The sequence below is a fragment of the Acinetobacter sp. C32I genome (assembly GCF_023702715.1).
GTDB lineage: Bacteria > Pseudomonadota > Gammaproteobacteria > Pseudomonadales > Moraxellaceae > Acinetobacter.
On sequence record NZ_CP098480.1, the window covers coordinates 588732 to 606461 of the forward strand.

The 17730-nt window shown below is 38.5% G+C and carries 22 protein-coding genes and 1 tRNA gene; 18 read left to right on the forward strand and 5 right to left on the reverse strand.

From position 1 onward, the window contains the following. The first annotated feature begins 18 nt into the window (after positions 1 to 18). Positions 19 to 1512 (forward strand): NAD(P)H-hydrate dehydratase, encoded by a 1494-nt coding sequence (locus NDN13_RS02835; protein ID WP_251117092.1) that lies wholly within the window; start codon positions 19 to 21, stop codon positions 1510 to 1512. Here the strand turns inward: NDN13_RS02835 and ruvC are convergent. Continuing rightward, positions 1509 to 2054: a crossover junction endodeoxyribonuclease RuvC gene (gene ruvC, locus NDN13_RS02840; RefSeq protein ID WP_251117093.1), complete on the reverse strand. Its 546-nt coding sequence runs from the start codon at positions 2052 to 2054 to the stop codon at positions 1509 to 1511. The genes NDN13_RS02835 and ruvC overlap by 4 nt on opposite strands. Before the next feature lie 328 nt (positions 2055 to 2382). Here ruvC and NDN13_RS02845 point away from each other — a divergent pair, with 328 nt between their 5' ends. The 11 genes from NDN13_RS02845 (at position 2383) to NDN13_RS02895 (ending at position 9264) form a co-directional block, all read left to right on the forward strand. Further along, positions 2383 to 2877: a hypothetical protein gene (locus tag NDN13_RS02845; RefSeq protein ID WP_251117094.1), complete on the forward strand. Its 495-nt coding sequence runs from the start codon at positions 2383 to 2385 to the stop codon at positions 2875 to 2877. 55 nt (positions 2878 to 2932) lie between these two features. Next, positions 2933 to 3328, forward strand: a complete 396-nt coding sequence (locus NDN13_RS02850; RefSeq protein WP_251117095.1) for a TonB C-terminal domain-containing protein — start codon at positions 2933 to 2935, stop codon at positions 3326 to 3328. A gap of 229 nt (positions 3329 to 3557) precedes the next feature. After that, a tRNA-Met gene (locus NDN13_RS02855) sits at positions 3558 to 3634 on the forward strand. A 189-nt stretch (positions 3635 to 3823) separates the two neighbouring features. Continuing rightward, on the forward strand, positions 3824 to 4057 hold the full coding sequence (locus NDN13_RS02860; RefSeq protein WP_004653100.1) for a hypothetical protein: 234 nt from the start codon (positions 3824 to 3826) through the stop codon (positions 4055 to 4057). Positions 4058 to 4167: 110 nt separating this feature from the next. Beyond that, on the forward strand, positions 4168 to 4377 hold the full coding sequence (locus NDN13_RS02865) for a cold-shock protein (RefSeq protein WP_004653101.1): 210 nt from the start codon (positions 4168 to 4170) through the stop codon (positions 4375 to 4377). A 458-nt stretch (positions 4378 to 4835) separates the two neighbouring features. Continuing rightward, complete coding sequence (locus NDN13_RS02870; RefSeq protein ID WP_004653102.1) at positions 4836 to 5048, forward strand: cold-shock protein; 213 nt, start codon at positions 4836 to 4838, stop codon at positions 5046 to 5048. 589 nt (positions 5049 to 5637) lie between these two features. Then, positions 5638 to 7056 carry an NAD(P)/FAD-dependent oxidoreductase gene (locus tag NDN13_RS02875; RefSeq protein WP_251117096.1) on the forward strand — a complete coding sequence of 473 codons (1419 nt, stop codon included), beginning with the start codon at positions 5638 to 5640 and terminating at the stop codon, positions 7054 to 7056. 182 nt (positions 7057 to 7238) lie between these two features. Next, the gene (locus tag NDN13_RS02880) at positions 7239 to 7400 is read left to right on the forward strand and encodes a hypothetical protein (RefSeq protein ID WP_004653106.1); all 162 of its coding nucleotides are present in this window, start codon (positions 7239 to 7241) and stop codon (positions 7398 to 7400) included. 2 nt (positions 7401 to 7402) lie between these two features. Further along, positions 7403 to 7978 (forward strand): hypothetical protein, encoded by a 576-nt coding sequence (locus NDN13_RS02885; RefSeq protein ID WP_251117097.1) that lies wholly within the window; start codon positions 7403 to 7405, stop codon positions 7976 to 7978. Positions 7979 to 8079: 101 nt separating this feature from the next. Further along, positions 8080 to 8514, forward strand: a complete 435-nt coding sequence (locus NDN13_RS02890) for a putative hemolysin (protein ID WP_251117098.1) — start codon at positions 8080 to 8082, stop codon at positions 8512 to 8514. 186 nt (positions 8515 to 8700) lie between these two features. After that, entirely contained in the window at positions 8701 to 9264 is a 564-nt protein-coding gene (locus NDN13_RS02895) for an FxsA family protein (RefSeq protein ID WP_241272672.1), read from the forward strand. Positions 9265 to 9309: 45 nt separating this feature from the next. Here NDN13_RS02895 and NDN13_RS02900 read toward each other — a convergent pair whose 3' ends face one another. Further along, a complete protein-coding gene (locus tag NDN13_RS02900; RefSeq protein WP_251117099.1) occupies positions 9310 to 9495 on the reverse strand; it encodes a hypothetical protein in 186 nt (61 codons plus the stop codon). Positions 9496 to 9737: 242 nt separating this feature from the next. Here NDN13_RS02900 and NDN13_RS02905 point away from each other — a divergent pair, with 242 nt between their 5' ends. Then, on the forward strand, positions 9738 to 9995 hold the full coding sequence (locus NDN13_RS02905) for a hypothetical protein (protein WP_004653110.1): 258 nt from the start codon (positions 9738 to 9740) through the stop codon (positions 9993 to 9995). Positions 9996 to 10058: 63 nt separating this feature from the next. Here the strand turns inward: NDN13_RS02905 and metK are convergent, their stop codons facing one another. After that, positions 10059 to 11225 (reverse strand): methionine adenosyltransferase, encoded by a 1167-nt coding sequence (metK, locus tag NDN13_RS02910; RefSeq protein ID WP_005211901.1) that lies wholly within the window; start codon positions 11223 to 11225, stop codon positions 10059 to 10061. A gap of 382 nt (positions 11226 to 11607) precedes the next feature. Between metK and tkt the strand changes: the two genes are divergently transcribed. Both tkt and NDN13_RS02920 read left to right on the forward strand, forming a co-directional pair. Further along, positions 11608 to 13596 carry a transketolase gene (gene tkt, locus NDN13_RS02915; protein WP_251117100.1) on the forward strand — a complete coding sequence of 663 codons (1989 nt, stop codon included), beginning with the start codon at positions 11608 to 11610 and terminating at the stop codon, positions 13594 to 13596. A gap of 140 nt (positions 13597 to 13736) precedes the next feature. Beyond that, positions 13737 to 14369 carry a hypothetical protein gene (locus tag NDN13_RS02920; protein ID WP_251117101.1) on the forward strand — a complete coding sequence of 211 codons (633 nt, stop codon included), beginning with the start codon at positions 13737 to 13739 and terminating at the stop codon, positions 14367 to 14369. Between the two features lie 38 nt (positions 14370 to 14407). Here the strand turns inward: NDN13_RS02920 and NDN13_RS02925 are convergent, their stop codons facing one another. Then, entirely contained in the window at positions 14408 to 14818 is a 411-nt protein-coding gene (locus NDN13_RS02925) for an OsmC family protein (RefSeq protein WP_251117102.1), read from the reverse strand. A 227-nt stretch (positions 14819 to 15045) separates the two neighbouring features. On the opposite strand from NDN13_RS02925, the gene NDN13_RS02930 reads away from it, so the two are divergent. Beyond that, positions 15046 to 15624: a YceI family protein gene (locus NDN13_RS02930; protein WP_101235919.1), complete on the forward strand. Its 579-nt coding sequence runs from the start codon at positions 15046 to 15048 to the stop codon at positions 15622 to 15624. Positions 15625 to 15748: 124 nt separating this feature from the next. Here the strand turns inward: NDN13_RS02930 and NDN13_RS02935 are convergent, their stop codons facing one another. Then, positions 15749 to 16426 (reverse strand): LexA family protein, encoded by a 678-nt coding sequence (locus NDN13_RS02935; RefSeq protein WP_251117103.1) that lies wholly within the window; start codon positions 16424 to 16426, stop codon positions 15749 to 15751. Between the two features lie 134 nt (positions 16427 to 16560). Here NDN13_RS02935 and NDN13_RS02940 point away from each other — a divergent pair, with 134 nt between their 5' ends. Together NDN13_RS02940 and NDN13_RS02945 are read left to right on the forward strand one after the other, a co-directional pair. After that, positions 16561 to 16968 (forward strand): hypothetical protein, encoded by a 408-nt coding sequence (locus NDN13_RS02940; RefSeq protein WP_251117104.1) that lies wholly within the window; start codon positions 16561 to 16563, stop codon positions 16966 to 16968. A gap of 189 nt (positions 16969 to 17157) precedes the next feature. Beyond that, positions 17158 to 17709 carry a hypothetical protein gene (locus NDN13_RS02945; protein ID WP_251117105.1) on the forward strand — a complete coding sequence of 184 codons (552 nt, stop codon included), beginning with the start codon at positions 17158 to 17160 and terminating at the stop codon, positions 17707 to 17709. The last annotated feature ends 21 nt before the right edge of the window (positions 17710 to 17730 follow it).

Below are 17730 nucleotides of genomic sequence, written 5' to 3' on the forward strand. Positions count from 1 at the left end.
GATAATAAGGAGAAAAACATGCAAGCTGTAGTTTACCATAGCCAAAGTATCCAAGCATGGGAGCAGCGTTGGTTTGCTCAGCAAAACTCATCATTAGGGCTTATGCAGCAAGCGGCTTGGACAATTACGCAACAGTTAATACAACAATTTCAGCAAAATAAAACTCAAAAAATCGCAGTGTGGTGTGGGCAGGGCAATAATGCTGGCGATGGCTATTATAGTGCTGCATTTCTTAAGCAACATGGATTTAGCATTACGGTATTTGCAACAGAACTCGGACAATCCGTGGATTTAAAACAAGCCGCAGATTATGCGCAGTCTCATCAAGTTGATATTCAAAGTGTTGATTATTTATTATCAGAAACAGCAGTTCATCAAGAACTTCCTACTTATGACTGTCATATTGATGCTTTATTTGGCATTGGCCTCAATCGAATGCTAGATCCAAAATGGCAAGAAATTATTCAGCTGTATAATGCACAAACAGGCTTAAAAGTCTCAATCGATATTCCCAGCGGGTTGCAGGCCAATACAGGACAAGCTTTGCCTTGTGCAGTACAAGCCGATCAAACCTTTACCATTCTGGGCTACAAAGCAGGTTTGTTTACGGGGCAAGCTAAGCAATATGTGGGGAAACTACATTTGCTGAGTTTGATTCCAGTTGACCAAGACTTAAAACCACTTGCCTATCTATCCCCGGGAAAAATCGTCTTACCCAAGCGTCAAGCCTTTGGTCACAAAGGTAGTTATGGGCATGTGCTTGTTGTCGGTGGTCATGCAGATATGGGCGGTGCAGTGATTATGGCGGCTGAAGCGGCGTTTCATGCAGGGGCAGGTAAAGTCAGTGTGATCTGTCATACCAAACATCATCAAGCCATTTTGGCACGTTCACCAAATATTATGGTGCGAGACATTAATGCCTTAAATCAGCAAGCCATTCAACTGTTATTAACCCAAGTGGATGCCGTCTGTTTTGGTATGGGCTTAGGTCGAGATGAATGGGCGGAGCAGATATATTTGCAATGGTTTGATTTACTTAAGCAAAGCTCACATTTAGAGGTTGTACTTGATGCCGATGGCTTGTGGTTTCTGGCCAAGTATCCGCAACAATTAAACGAGCATTTTTATGCAACGCCACATTCAGGTGAAGCCGCAACGCTGTTGGGGTGTACTGCTGCGGATATAGAACAAGACCGTATCGCTGCCATTCAACAGTTACAACAAAACTATGCAGGACGATGGGTGTTAAAAGGCGCGGGTAGTTTAATTTTAGAAGAACAATTATTTATTTGTACGCAAGGCAATGCGGGAATGGGCACTGGGGGGATGGGCGATGTGTTGGCAGGCATGATTGCCAGTTTAAAAGCTCAATTTCATCAACAGATCGCCTTGCATGAGATCGTCAGCCTACATGCGCAGGCAGGCGATCTGCTGGCTGAAAAGGGTATGAGGGGACTACAAGCGCATGACATGGGAAAAATGATATATAAAGTCGTGAATCAAGACGTTTAACGGCGTCTACTACTGGAACGGCTACGACCGCGTGCCATACCGCCTAATGCATTGAGTACTGCCATTTTACTCATACTACCTGACGCATGCGCATGACAAATTGCAGCAGCAAGCGCATCTGCTGCATCCGCTTGAGGTTGGATGGTTAAATTAAGCAAGCGCATTACCATGAGTTGTACTTGTTCTTTTTCTGCTGCGCCGTAACCGACAACGGACTGCTTGATTTGACGTGCTGTGTATTCTGCGACTTGTAAATCTAGATTCACCAGTGCAGCAATTGCCGCGCCGCGGGCCTGACCGAGCTTAAGAGCCGAATCGGGGTTTTGTGCCATGAATACTTGTTCGACTGCTGCTTCTGTTGGACCATGAAATTTAACGATACGTTCGATACCCGCAAAAATACGTTTCAAACGTTCAGGCATTTCTTGTGTTTCAGTACGAATGGTTCCTGCATCAACAAACCGCAGCTTATTGCCATCTTTTTCGATAATTCCATAACCTGTTAAGCGTGAACCAGGGTCAATACCAATAATTAATGACATGCAGCACTATATAAATGAAAGGGTGATGATATTGTTACATAATGGGCTTTTTACTGCATAATTTTTTTGTAGAATTTTGAATGATTGGGGAGTCGTGATTTTATTGAACAATTCTGAAACTATTCAGGGCCAATAACTTTCAATTAAAATAATAGAAACTAGGGGTAATGATATCATCACCAAAATAAAAATTGATCTACAGCCTGTTTAATCGCCGTGAGCATCCTAGGAGTCATTGTTAAAAAATAATGGTACTATTCGTTAAAATGTAAGTAATAGATTTTGGGTTTATACGGTTACTGACAGATTAGAAATGGAGATGAATAAAATGAATAAATCTAAAAAGCTTACTTTAATGGCTTTATTAATATTAACGGGATTGAATGTTCATGCAGATGAAATATTAACAGCTCAACAAGCAAAGAGCATTTTAACTGATGAGAACCAGATCTTACCGGAGACTAAGCAACTATTCGTAAGCGGTGTATTTTCAAAAAAGAAGTTTATTTCGGATGCCGAGTCTTATACTGGTTATTATTTAGCGAATAAAAATCTGAATTTTATGAATTTTGGTGTTCTTGCATACCAAGTTATACATTTTTCGGTTGATGTTGGTTGTTGTATTGGTTCTGAAAATGCACTTATTTTAGCGCCTAAATCCAATTCAAATTTAGCTGGACTTCAGACGTTTGCAAAAGAGCACCAATGTGTAATTGACAGTAGTAGCGTGGTTTCAGATTTACCAGATCAAGTGTCAGTCAAATTAATATCAAAAGCTAAAACATCAAAATTACTTTCAATTTCTTGTAAAGTTGATCGGTAAATTAATGATTTTATAAGAACAATCTTTCCTTAACCATCAAAGTATGAACAATTGTATGAAATTAGCCCAAACTCTTCTAACGCTTTGGTTTCTCTCTGTGACTGGCCATACCTTTGCCCAACTGACAGATGTGGTTGTTCTGCCCACTGTGATTAAAACTGAAAAAGAAAATAACCAAGCCCGAAATATTTCACGGTTCAAGCTCAATGTTTATAACAAGGTGATGCAAGCTTGGGAACAACCCGCTGATAGCCATGACCAAATTGCTGCTGCACGAATCTGGTTGGACGATGAGGGGAATATTGAAAAATTAATTGTGGAAAGTGATCATTCGGAGATGATTAAAACTGCTGAAAAAGCAATTAGGGCTGTAGCTCCATTTACTCTTCCTGAAGACATTGATGATTTAAGTAAGCTTAAAATATTGAATATACGTTTTAAGTCATGGTAATTTTTTATCATCCTAAAAATGGAGGGAATAGAAAATACTAATTAAGGGTAAAATATCCTTATTTTAATTGTTCACCTATTGGTGCTCTAGGATGCTTAAAAAAGCGTAAAAATCAGAAAATTGATTGTTAAATGTTCGTTGAATAGCTAAATTATGCAATTTACTTGCATAATTTAATTTAAGGGCGTATAAAGCATCTCATTGATCAGATGTGATGATCAAATGTTGATGCGGGATGGAGCAGTCTGGTAGCTCGTCGGGCTCATAACCCGAAGGTCGTTGGTTCAAATCCAGCTCCCGCTACCAATTTAAAAGTTAATTGAATATTAGCTCTGTGATTATTGAATTGTTGTCTAATTAAGAAATTAGACGACAAAAAGTTAGCTGAAATAAGCCTAAAGAAAGCTAAAAATTATTAGATTCTAGAATTGTAGTTATCCTCTCTCAATTAATCTAGCGTTATAGTAAATCCAAATCGATCACTTGAGCTCAGGAATGAGTGATTTTGTGTTGAAAATTATTAATGAATGGCGTGTAGCCAAAGCCATAAATGGCAATGAGATTTGTGTGCGAATCATCCCTTTAAAGCGTCAGCAAAATACGCTGAATGGCTCTAAATGGGTGGAAGTAGGAAAGAAAGTACTGTTGGAATCAGGTCAGGAAATTGACTTTAATCTAGACGGGAAAAGTTTCTATACCGATGTTAATCAACTTTATCGATTGACATAAATGGTTCACATACTTGTAGTATCTATTTAATACAGATAGATTGTATTAAATCATAACGTAAAAGTTTTGATTTAATTCATAAATGAACAAAGTTTAAAAGGTTTAAAGGTATGTCTGATACAGTTACTGGTACTGTTAAGTGGTTCAACGAAACTAAAGGTTTTGGTTTTATTCAAGCTGACTCTGGCGAAGACGTTTTTGCTCATTTCAGCGAAATCCAAAGCAAGGGCTTCAAAGTATTGAATGAAGGCCAACGCGTTTCGTTTGTTCTTGGTCAAGGTAAAAAAGGACCACAAGCAACTCTAATTACTGTTATCTAATTACTTTAGACCAGTGAAAAAAAAGCTCACAATCTGTGGGCTTTTTTTGTGCCTGAAAAAACCTGAAATCGTTAGGGAGTGATGGATATTTGCGAGCAAAGGGAAATGAAATAATATGTTAAAAATTTATATAAAAAGCAGAATTTTGAATGTTGGATAAAATAAAATATTTTAACTATATGAATCTTAAGATAAAAAAATAGTACCATTCACTCATCTTGGCCAAATTATTTGCTGAAAAACATCATTTAAGCCAACTGGAAAAGATAGAGATTGCGTGAAAAATGTAAAGTCGTGTATAGTAAAACCGACTAGAAGAATAACACTGTTGATTCAGAAAATCTTTGATCTCGTAGTTTTAGACAAACCTTTCGTTTTATCAGATTTCCTTTCAAAGTTTATGATTCCAAGTTGCTTGCTGCTAAGCGCCCCAATTTTTTAAATATAGGTTTAAGTATATGTCTGATACAGTTACTGGTACTGTTAAGTGGTTTAACGAAACTAAAGGTTTTGGCTTTATTCATGCAGATTCTGGACAAGATGTTTTTGCTCATTTCAGTGAAATTCAAAGCTCTGGCTTCAAGGTTTTAAAAGAAGGTCAACGTGTTTCATTTATTTTAGGTGAAGGCAAAAAAGGACCTCAAGCTACTCAAATTACTGTGATCCAATAATCTTAGATCCGTAAATAAAAAAAGCTCACGATTGATGGGCTTTTTTTATAGCTGTCCTTTCTACATGTTCTCCTTTTGTATAATTCGGTTTATTTTGAAATTTTCTGAATAAACTGCCATTTTTTGTCATAAATTCACCATCTGGTTGAAAAATTGCACTAGTCAGATATACGACTTTTTGCTAATTTATTCTTGTTAATTTATTAGGCAAATTAACAAGTGTAGTACATTTAATGAGCGTTAGAGTTATGGAAAACTTGGAGCCGTATGCTCAAGGGTTTGAGCAAGAAGTTCATGTACATTGTAAAAGATCTTTAGGTACGTTGTTATTCAGCTTTGTGGTCTTGATTGCAACCAGCCTATAAGAGAGAAAAGCACCTTCGGGTGCTTTTTTAATGTTCATGGCTAACTTTTATTGACAGTTTTAAGATATTGCATTGCTGGTTGGACTTATAAATCAATAAATAAATAAAGATATTTAGTTAATTGACCTATCAAAATTATTGAAAGATTCTGGTTTTATTGCTCATTTTTTTTGCGATAAACTATAACAATTAATCGGTAAGTAATTGTTTTAGGTGAATTTCAAATGTATAGCGGTATAAAAAAGCCAGCGCATTTAGATGATGTTGTTTTTAAAGAAAGTAAAGCATATAAAAATTCGAATGAGTGGAGTTGGTTTAATCCGAAACACGGTCAATTTGATCATCCTGCAAACTATTATGAAAGCTCATTAGCGGACTGGCATTGTTTTGATGCGCTCAATTCAGATCAAGTCTGTGATGTTGTGGTAATCGGTGGTGGATTATTAGGTGCTTCAACAGCATTGCATTTGGCTGAACAAGGTGTGGATACCATTTTAGTTGAGAAGAACCGAATCGGTTCAGCCGCTTCAGGCCGAAATGGTGGGCAGCTCACACCTGGTCTAGCACGCTGGGAAGCAGAGGAGATGATTAAGCGCTTTAGTTATGAAGATGCCAAGAGACTTTGGCATTTTACTTCTACTGAGGCGATGTCTTTAATTGATCAAATTGCAGCAAAATATGATGTTAACTTAGCACGTAAACGTGGACATATTACTGCTGCGGTACATGAGGGGCATTTGATTGCCTTGACTCAAGGTGCCGATGCCAGAAAATATTTGGGTGAAGATCATACGCAGGTTGTTGGTGAGTACGAGCTTAAGGCTTTAATCAAATCTGATCTTTATAAGGGCGGCTTAGTTGATAACTTGGGTGGCCATATTCATCCATTGGCACTTAACCGTGCTCTGGTGCATGGCTTCTGTCAGAATGGCGGGCAGGTGTTTGAACAAACTGAAGTGTTGTCGATCACTGAGCAGGCAGATGGTGTTTATGTACAGACAGCATCGGGCGTGATTAAAGCACGTAAAAGTGTGGTCATTGCAGTACATCATAATGCATTTAAGTTGCTTCCTGAGAAGAAGCAAACAGCTATCCCATTTCATACTTATATTGCGGTTACCGCACCTTTACAACAGCCATTAACGGAGTTGTTGCCACAAGATCATCCGGTTTACGATACGCAATTACAGATTGATTACTATCGTGGAGTCTCCAAAAACCGTTTACTGTTCGGCGGGCAAGGAACAGGAACAAGTTGGTCTTCTGCCAAGATGAATCAGTACTTACTTGGGCGTATTTACAAAGTTTTCCCTCAACTGGAGAATGTTGAGATGGATTTCTGTTGGAGTGGGGTCAGTGACTTGACTATGAATGGTGCAACGGATAACCGAAAATTTGGCCAGAAGTTTCCTATTTATGCAGTACATGGTTGGAGTGGACACGGTGTTGCACAAACGGTACGGATTGGTAAGGCAATTGCAGATGATTTTTCTGCTCAGAATGCCGACTATGCAATGCTGACCCAAATTCAGCACAGCGATATTTTATTTGGTCGCTTACTGGCACCGTTGGCAATTCCAATGTCTAAAGGGTGGTATGGTGTTACAGGAATGCTGAACCCCGGGAAAATGGTATCGTTTTAATTCGTGTTTTTGTTTTGGCGAAAATGTCTCTTCAATGTGAGGCATTTTTTCTAGTCTCTAATGAAAAAGTTGTATGAAACACGGTCTAATCAAAAGTCACGACAACTGACTGATTAGGCTTTATTTTATTCTATATATGAATGGATATAATATGTTAGGCTAAATAAAAAAGGATGAAGTCCATGGATATTATACAAGTCAAAGATTTTTCAGCAGCGACGGGGTACACGCAGGCCATTATGGAAATGGATGAGTGGATCGATACGAGACCTTATTTTTATCTGATTAAAGCGCACTATTTGGTCGATGAGGCGATTCGGTTGGAGTTTATTATTATTCAGTAATCATGAAGAGTATTTCAAAGGGGGATTCGGTTTTGGATTATTATGCAAAAGTAGATGCATTCTGGGGGAGTGTGAATATTGCTGATGAAAATAAACTAACCTATTTGATGGACATGTTTGAGCGTGGCGTTCAGCAAAGTGATGCCGATATGCTTGAGTTTGTGGCTGATTTGGCATTTAAGATAGAAAATCAAGAGACCAAAATTTCGGCGTTAAATCAATTATTATTGTTAGATGGGCATTACCAGCATCAAATGATAACAAAAGAGTTGCAAAATATTGCTCATCCATCAAGTGTGGCTATTGTTGCAAAGGTTCTTGAGCAAAGTTTTAAACGGTTTGAGTATACGGCTTCTGCTGATGGGGTGATCGCAAAATGGTTTAGTCATGCTTTAGCAGATATTGGTACAGAAGAAGCGATGGCGTTATTAAAGTTGTATGCACAAAGTGAGAATGAAGAAATAGCGCAGGAGATGAAATACCGCTTAAGACGGATAGCAGATAAGCAAGATGATAGTCTGATCAACAGACCGAAAATGAATGTATTTAAGAAGCTTGTGAGTGCTTTTAAAAAATAATAAATTAAAGTGCATAAGATTGCTTCCTGTTTCAAATCATAGACATAATAATCGAAATTATTTTGTTATCTTTGCCTTTTCACTTTATCAGAATTCAAATCATGAAAAAGATCTTACTTTTAGGTGCAATTGTAGCCTCATTGGCAGCGTGTTCAGCAACACCAAATAAAGATATGACGCCACCGAAAATTGGTATGGCAAACCCTGCAAGCAAATATTGTGTAGAGCAAGGTGGCCAGTTAGAAATTAAAAATGAAGCCAATGGTCAAGTTGGCTACTGTAAATTACCAAATGGGCAAGTGGTCGAGGAGTGGGAATTATTCCGCGCAAGCCAGCCCAAATGCCTAGCAGATGAAGCGACAAAATTAATCGGTCAGTCTGGATTAAGCGAAGAGCAAATCAAACAAAAAACCAAGTCTGAGATTGTTCGCAGTGTTGGACCAAACCAACCTGTTACCATGGATTATCGTGAAAATCGTGTAACTGTAACCATTGACCCTCAGTCTAAAAAGATTGTCCAAGCGACTTGTGGCTAATCGTTAAAGGCTGTTAAAGCTCTCAATTAGATTAGGTTTGATTGGGAGCTTTTTTATATAAGCTAGCGTATAAGACTTGATAAATTGAGAAATGTACCCATCAATTAGTTTATTGAGTTTATTTTATTTGTTGTGTCAGGCTTGATTGTTCAAGATTGCACAAGGTTCTAATTTTCGAGATTTGACATGAATCTACTTCTTATCGTGGTATTTGGCACAATTGCTGAAGTTTTGGTCTGGATTGGCGTGGGTGACCTCGTTGGAAGTATGTGGTATGTCTTTTTCTGGTTCATTATCGCATTCTTCATTGGCTTGAATATGGTTCGTTCAAGCACGTCGAGTATTATGCCTCAATTACAGCAAATGCAGATGACGGGCCAATTAGGTGGTGATCCGGCCGTAACCAAGAAATTGGCGCTAGCGATGTCTGGTTTCTTGTTGATGGTGCCTGGTTTAATTTCTGATGTATTGGCCGTGTTGGTTTTAATTCCACCTGTTCAAACGGCGTTTCGTAATGCATTGATGAAAACCATGGCCAAACGTCAGCAAGCCATGATGGATAAAATGATGGGGGGTATGGGCGCTGGTGGTGCTGCAGGGCAGAACCCATTTGCTGACCTAATGCGTCAGATGCAGGATATGCAGAATCAACAAGGTGGTGGTCAGTATCGAGACTCAACCATTATTGATGGTGAAGCACGTGAAGTAAAACCTGACCAAAAGAAAATTGAATTTAAGGATGTGAATTAATTTTAATTTTCTTCAAAAAGCACACTTGATCAAGTGTGCTTTTTTTTATGGCTGATCTTTTGGGTTTTGAGAGTTGTGTGTGGGCTCGGACGTAGCAGCTAAGTTGGCTTCTTTGCTTTGAGGTTGGTAATGACTCGGTTGCAGCGTCGTAATCTGATTTTCTGATTGTTTATACTTTCGACTGCGATTTGCCCGTTCGCGAAATCCACCTTTATTAATTAATTGAGTCATGATGTATTCCATAACATGCAAAAGTTTATTTTAGCAAATTACGTGAAAGATCAAAATAATATTAAGCACTTAAGAATTTGCTTAAAATCAAAATTCTAATCAAATTGTCATAAAAAATTGTTAATTTGAATGGGTAGGTCAGAAAACTAGATTGAATTCTTGGTTTTTTTTTCATAGGATAAAAGTGCGACATATGAAATTGTTGTAAAAAGAAAATAAAAAATAAGTGGTAGGAGGAATTCATGATGTTATATCAATATCATTGTGCATGTTGTGACAAGGTCGTCGCATCAACTGATAAAGAGTGTCCACACTGTGGCTCTCATCATATCCGCAGTCCGTATGGTATGTGGATGTTCTGTGTAGCGGCCTGTCTGGCAGTTGTCGTGGTTATTAAGCTTGCACATTTGTATACGCAACATCACCAAGAAGATCAGCCAGTTCAAAGTAATTCACTTTTTGAAATGTTTAAGCAAGATAATACCAATTCGAATAAATGATGGATGTTAGGGGTAATAAAAAAGCTCGCAAATGCGAGCTTTTTTACGAAAGAGCAGTGTGGATTACAATCCGGCAGCATCTTTAAGAATTTCAACTTTATCGGTTTTTTCCCACGTAAATGCAGAATCAGAACCTTCACGGCCAAAGTGACCATAAGCTGCAGTTTGCTTATACATTGGTTGGATCAGGTTCAACATACGTGTAATACCATACGGGCGTAAGTCAAAGTGTTCACGTACCAGTTGAATAATCAACTCATCTGATACTTTACCTGTATTGAAAGTATTAATAGAAATCGAGGTTGGCTCTGCAACACCGATTGCATAACTCACTTGGATTTCACATTTATCAGCTAAACCAGCAGCAACAATATTTTTTGCCACATAACGACCCGCATAAGCAGCAGAGCGGTCTACTTTCGATGGATCTTTACCAGAGAAAGCACCACCACCATGACGTGCCATACCGCCATAAGTATCTACAATAATTTTACGACCAGTTAAACCACAGTCACCTACAGGGCCGCCAATTACAAACATACCTGTTGGGTTGATATGGAATTTAGTACCTGCATGGAACATTTCAGCAGGGATGATCGGTTTAACGATCTCTTCAATAATCGCTTCTTTAAGCTGAATTTGAGAGATTTCAGGATCGTGTTGGGTTGATAACACAACTGCATCTAAACGAACAGGTTTGCCATTTTCATAAGCAAATGTTACTTGGCTCTTCGCATCAGGGCGCAACCAAGGTAAGGCACCTGAACGGCGTAATTCTGCTTGACGCTCCATTAAACGGTGCGCATAAGAGATTGGGGCAGGCATGAGTACATCTGTCTCACGGCTTGCATAACCAAACATTAAACCTTGGTCACCCGCACCTTGATCTTCTGGCTTTTGGCGGTCAACACCTTGTGCAATTTCAGGAGATTGTTTACCGATCATGTTGATGACGGCACAAGTCGAACCATCAAAACCTAAATCAGAATGGTGATAGCCAATTCCATTAACGGTTTGACGTACAATCGCTTCAAAGTCCACATTTGCTGTTGTTGTGATTTCACCAGCAAGAACAACCGCACCTGTTTTTACTAATGTTTCACAAGCGACACGCGCATACGGGTCTTCTTTTAGGATTGCATCTAAAATTGCATCGCTAATTTGGTCAGCCATTTTGTCTGGATGACCTTCGCTTACAGATTCTGAAGTAAAAACAGCATACTCGCGCATGAACGTCCTATCATTGGTATTTTCAAAAAGACAGAGTATGTTACATCGACTTGGCGGATAGGACTAGCACAAGCTGACTAAAAAGCATGAATTTATTTCATTTTCATTATGTTTTTATTGATATGTGTATCAGTGAAACTGATATTAATGCCTTTTTATATGAATAAATCTGTAATTTGGTCACTGAATCGTTTAGCTATCGTTTACATTCTGCTTATCACATGAACATTTACACATAGAATGACAGATGAATCAGCGAAAAATAAGAAATATCGTGTATTGCACTTTACCCACTGTCGTTTTTTTAAGACAATAGTCGCATCTTTTGAAAGATGGTTTCTCATCTTCTCTCATCTTATTTGATTTAATCGGATTCTAACTTATGACAACCCCTTTAAATGAACGTCGTATTGCAAACGCAATTCGTGTCTTGGCAATGGATGCTGTGCAACAAGCAAACTCAGGGCATCCAGGTGCACCAATGGGGATGGCAGATATCGCTGATGTTGTTTGGCGTGAATTTTTAAATCATAACCCGACGAACCCACAATGGGCGAACCGCGACCGTTTCGTATTGTCGAATGGTCATGGTTCAATGTTGCAATACGCATTATTGCATTTGACTGGTTATGAGTTATCTATTGAAGATTTAAAACAATTCCGTCAATTACATTCTAAAACACCAGGTCACCCAGAATATGGCTATGCGCCTGGTATTGAAACAACAACTGGCCCATTAGGTCAGGGTATTGCAAATGCAGTTGGTTTTGCATTAGCTGAAAAAACTTTGGCAGCTCAGTTCAACAAAGACGGTTTAAATGTTGTTGATCACTTCACTTACTGCTTCTTAGGTGATGGCTGCTTGATGGAAGGTATTTCTCACGAAGTATGTTCACTTGCAGGTACTTTGGGTCTTGGTAAACTTATTGCGTACTATGACGACAATGGCATCTCGATCGATGGTGAAGTTGAAGGTTGGTTCAGCGATGATACTGAACAACGTTTCAAGGCGTATGGTTGGCAAGTTCTTCGTGTAGACGGTCATGATGCTGCTGCAATCCGTCAAGCGACTGTAGAAGCGAAAGCTGAAACCAATAAACCAACCATTATCATCTGTAAAACGATTATTGGTCTAGGTTCGCCAAATAAACAAGGTAAAGAAGATTGTCACGGTGCGCCATTGGGTAAAGACGAAATCGTTTTAACCCGTGAAGCATTAGGCTGGAAAGAAGATTCATTTGTTATCCCTGCAGATGTTTATGCAGCTTGGGATGCAAAAGCAAAAGGTCAAACTTCTGAAGCAGCTTGGAATGAATTGTTTGCTCAATACCAAGCAAAATATCCAACTGAAGCAGCTGAATTATTACGTCGTATCAATGGCGATTTACCTGCTGAATTTGCGGCGCAAGCAGATGCATTTATTGCTGAAACTAATGCTAAAGCTGAAACCATTGCTACACGTAAAGCAAGCCAAAATACTTTACAGGCATTCGGTCCATTACTTCCTGAATTATTGGGTGGTTCTGCTGACTTGGCAGGTTCTAACTTAACACTTTGGAAAGGTTGCCAAGGCGTACAAGAAAACCCAGCGGGCAACTACGTGTATTACGGCGTTCGCGAATTCGGTATGACTGCAATTGCAAACGGCGTGGCTTTACACGGTGGCTTTGTTCCTTACGTTGCAACATTCTTGATGTTTATGGAATATGCACGTAATGCAGTACGTATGTCAGCATTAATGAAGCAACGTGTGATTCATGTTTATACGCATGACTCGATCGGTTTAGGTGAAGATGGTCCTACGCATCAACCAATCGAACAAATTGCATCATTACGTGGTACACCAAACTTAAATACTTGGCGTCCATGCGACACAGTTGAAGCAGCTGTTTCTTGGAAATCTGCTCTTCAACGTAAAGATGGTCCATCAGCATTAATTTTCTCTCGTCAAAACTTGCCATTCCAAGCGCGTAATGAAGCTCAAATTCAAAACGTTGCAAAAGGTGGTTATGTACTTGCTGAAGAGAAAGGTGAATTGAAGGCAATCATCATTGCAACAGGTTCAGAAGTTTCATTGGCAATGGAAGCATATGCACAACTTGAAGGTGTGCGTGTAGTGTCTATGCCATGTGCTGAAGAGTTTATGAAGCAAGATGCTGCGTATCGTGAAGCGGTATTGCCTGCGCATATCCGTGCACGTGTAGCGGTTGAAGCGGCTCATGTAGATTACTGGTGGAAGTTTGTTGGTTTAGACGGCAAAGTGATCGGTATGACGACTTATGGCGAATCTGCTCCAGCAAAAGACTTGTTCCAATTCTTCGGTATCACCACTGAAGCGGTTGTTGCTGCGGTTAAAGAATTGACTGCTTAATCAAATTAAGTGGTATAAAAAAGCGCTCTGATTAAGGGCGCTTTTTTACATAGGTGAATTGAGCTTCTTAAAAAAATAGTGATAAAAAGTTAAAGAAATTATGAAATACTCTTTGGTTTTATAGGTGAATAAAAATTATTATGAATTACATACACCCACATTTATATTCAATAATTTGTAGAATCGCTGCTAACCAGACTTATTATTTTGAGTGTGATGACTGGCGTTTAAAACTTAGAGAAGCTTTATTCGAACAAAGTACCATGGCTGAACTTGATATAGGTTTTGATACAGAAATTCTTTGCACAGAAGACCAAAAACAGAATCTATATAAATATCATATATTTAAATATACAGACAGTTTAATTCAGAGTTTGAACGACGTTGAAAATTTATCTAGTTGGCGGGTCTTTGGCGTCAATTGTATTGATACGTATGAAACACATTTTTTGAAGATCGCAAGCTTGGATATGGTTCATAATTTTGAAAAACCAGAGTTTTTTCCGCAGTATAAGACCAAAATTATAGAACTGGTTAACATGCTTTTAACCAATAAGTATGGCTATGAGTTAAGAAGTGTCGATGAAAAATATATTAAATTGGACCAGAAACAGGGGCTTTTCTACTGTCCAGATGACAAAAGTGAAGTGAATTGGTATGACTTAATTTATATGATTATAAGCCCAGAAGCAAAACAGATCATTCCTCAGAATATGTTGGAAGAATTTGATTGTCAGGAGCTGAATTATCAGTTCAAGATTAATTTTTTATAAAATATGGCCTTTAACATAAAGACCATATTTTATATGTCTTAGCCGATACTTAATTCACTCTGAATCGAAATATTTGACGTTAATAACTTATGAATCGGGCAACTTTCCGCTACTTTTAATAAACGTTTATGCTGATCTTCGGTAAATTCACCTTTTAAGATAATTTTACGTTCAATATTATTTTGACCTGATTCAGGTTCACCATTGGGATTTAAGGCTAAATCAACCTGAACATGATCAAGCTTAATCCCTTTGTGATTGGCATACATTTCTAAGGTAATGGTCGTACATGCACCTAAAGCCGAAAGTAAAAGCTGAACTGGGTTGGGTGCAGTATCTTGACCACCTTTATCTGCAGGCTCATCTGCATACCATGTATGGCCAGCAGGATCTGTCAATGTAACGCGATAAGGTGTTGATGTACTGAGTGCTTGTGCTGTATGTGTCATGTTTTACCTTGTTGTTTATCGTGAAGTATCTAAATCAGAATATACCAATCGATCATGTGAACTTGCCGATCAATTGTCCAGTATCGAATGGTCTTATGATATTGATTTTTGATAAGCGCTGTAACGCTTTTATTGTTGCACTGGTGAAACATATCGTTTTATAAAGACTAGTGAATAAAAATACTTGATCTATACACTAATCACTATATCAAACAAGGATACCAAAAATGCAATTTAAAACATTAAGCCTCGGTTTAGCAGTCGCTTTAGCTAGTTCGGTAGCATTGGCTGCGCCAGTCGACTATAAAATTGACCCAACGCATACTGCGACCGTATTCAGCTGGAATCACTTTGGTTTCTCTACACCGAGTGCAAATTTCACTGATATTCAAGGCACAATTAAAGTTGATAATGCAAAACCTGCAAATTCATCTGTAGAAGTGACTATCCCTTTAAGCAGTGTAAATACCAATGTTGCTGCTTTGGATAAAGAGTTCCAAGAAGAAGCTTGGTTTAATGCTGCGAAATATCCAAACATTACCTTCAAAAGTACTAAAGTAGAAACCAAAGACAAGAAGCACTTCAAAATTACAGGTGATTTAACGGTTAAAGGTGTAACTAAACCTGTAGTATTAGATGCTGTACTGAATAAACAAGGCGAGCATCCAATGGCGAAGGTACCTGCAATTGGTTTTAATGCAACAACAAGCTTTAACCGTTCTGCATTTGGTATCGGCAACTACGTACCAAATGTTGGTGATAAGATCACTGTAAATATTACAACCGAAGCAACTGCTGCGAAGTAATATCACATTGAATAAAAAAGCCTAGATCATCATCTAGGCTTTTTTATATGCGTTTGCTGTTCTAAATAATTAAGATGCTAATATTAGTTTTAAATAAGAATATTAATAAACAGGTCTTTATCCATTAGCTATGTTTGATCTTCGACCGGCGTTTGGATTGGTATATATAGCGAATGGAGTCGACCACTTCACCAACAAAAATACATTCTTCATCTAGGGGAATGATGTTGGGTTTGAATTCTGGATTCAGTGCTTGCAGATAGCGTGAATTATCGGTTTCGATGACGAGGCGCTTAAATGTTGCATCTTCATGCTTTCTCACCACAATCATGTCACCTGATTGCATATCACTATATTGCACGGTAGGGTCAACCAAGATGTAATCACCCTCATGAAAGACAGGATAATTACTCAGACCTTGTACTTTTAAATAAAAGCAGTCATCACAATCATCAGGTAGGGGCAGCCATTCTTCAATCTGTGTGATATCCACCGATTCAACATTGGTAAACACACCAGCTTGCACCCAGGACAACACCGGCGCCATATTGGCTTTTACCGGAGTAATATTCAAAATATCATCATGACCTGATTCTTTTGGCATAGCACTGCCAAGACCCGTTTGTAGCCAATAAGCATCTACACCTAGAAAATTAGCAATAGAGGGTAAGTGAGATGAGGAGCTGACCAGTCCTGTCTCAAGCTGGCTGAGCGCGGATTGGGTAATGCCTACAGCAGCAACCACATCTTTTTGAGACTTTTTGGCTTTTTTTCTTGCTTCTTTGAGCCGATCTTTAAGCATTTTAATACACCTTAAATCAATAAATTAAGAATATTAGCAAGCTAATGTGAAGTCAAATTAGTATTCTTATTGAATTAATATTAGTTTGCTAATATAATGGGTCTATCCATTAGGTTAGATGCTAGAGGTGCGGTATGAACAAGCTAATCAACCCAAATATGCATATTAAACAGAATTTAAATGCAGAAATTGAAGCATGGCTGGCTCAGGGTAATGCAATCACAACAATTCAAAATAGCTATGAACAAAGATTGAAAGCAAGACCAAGCCATGTTGTAACGTTTGTATCTCAAGAAAAAACGCAAAAAGAATTAAAGCGACTTGAAAGAATTGCGAATCAGGCCACAGAAGATCAGATCCATATATTGAGTGCTTGGTTGGATGAGCAAAAAGGGCGAGCTAAAGCCTTAGTAAATGTTTTAGGGTGTGCGCATAGTTATATTTCTCAAATTAAAAGTGCAACCAGACCATGTACTAAAACGCGATTTGAAGAAATTTATCAGGCAATGAAGCTTGTGGAAGTTAGGGAAAAATATCACTAGACACATTAAACCTGAGTTTGAAGTTGGTTTAAGCAGTGTTTGATGTTTGCAGATGAGCTGCAAACTTGAACTCAAAAATAAGCGCTCGATCAATGCTGAGAAATAATACAAGGTTTGGTTTATTAAAATTTAAATTTTAGAAAATATGAATCAAGCCAAAAATGAAATGACATCGGTTTAGGTGATGATATGAATATAAGTATTGCAAAGTTTGAAAAATTTGAATGGCTGACGCAGGGTTTAACATTACGCTCTCCAGGTTTAGAACCATTTACACGTGGGACAGGCGAACGTCCTTTAAATTACCAAGATCGTTTAGGTGCAATTGCATCTATGAATACTCAATTGGCAAAGTCAGTGACAGCGCTGATTGTATTTGAGCATAAAAGCAAGTGTGATTATGACTATGTTCGTCAGCATTTGGCCGAACTTTTCATCAAGCAAGCAGGGCAAGATAAAAAACGTGAGCCAGAGCGTATTGCGATGTATCACTTGGCTTGGTTAGTGTCACGGATGGTATTGGATTTTGTGTTAGATCCGGAGCTAGAGGAAAACTATACAGCAAAAGGGCGTCTTGCTTATGCTGGTATTAGTCGCCATCAGATGAATGTTGATAGTTATAGAAAGACCTGGAAGGGTTATGAAAGCTTAATGGTTCAGACGATTGAAACGGCCATCCTTGAGGCTGAAACTACGATTGAACAATACCGGAAAAATACTTACAAAAATATGCGCGCTTAGGGATTCCATTATTTCGGAAAT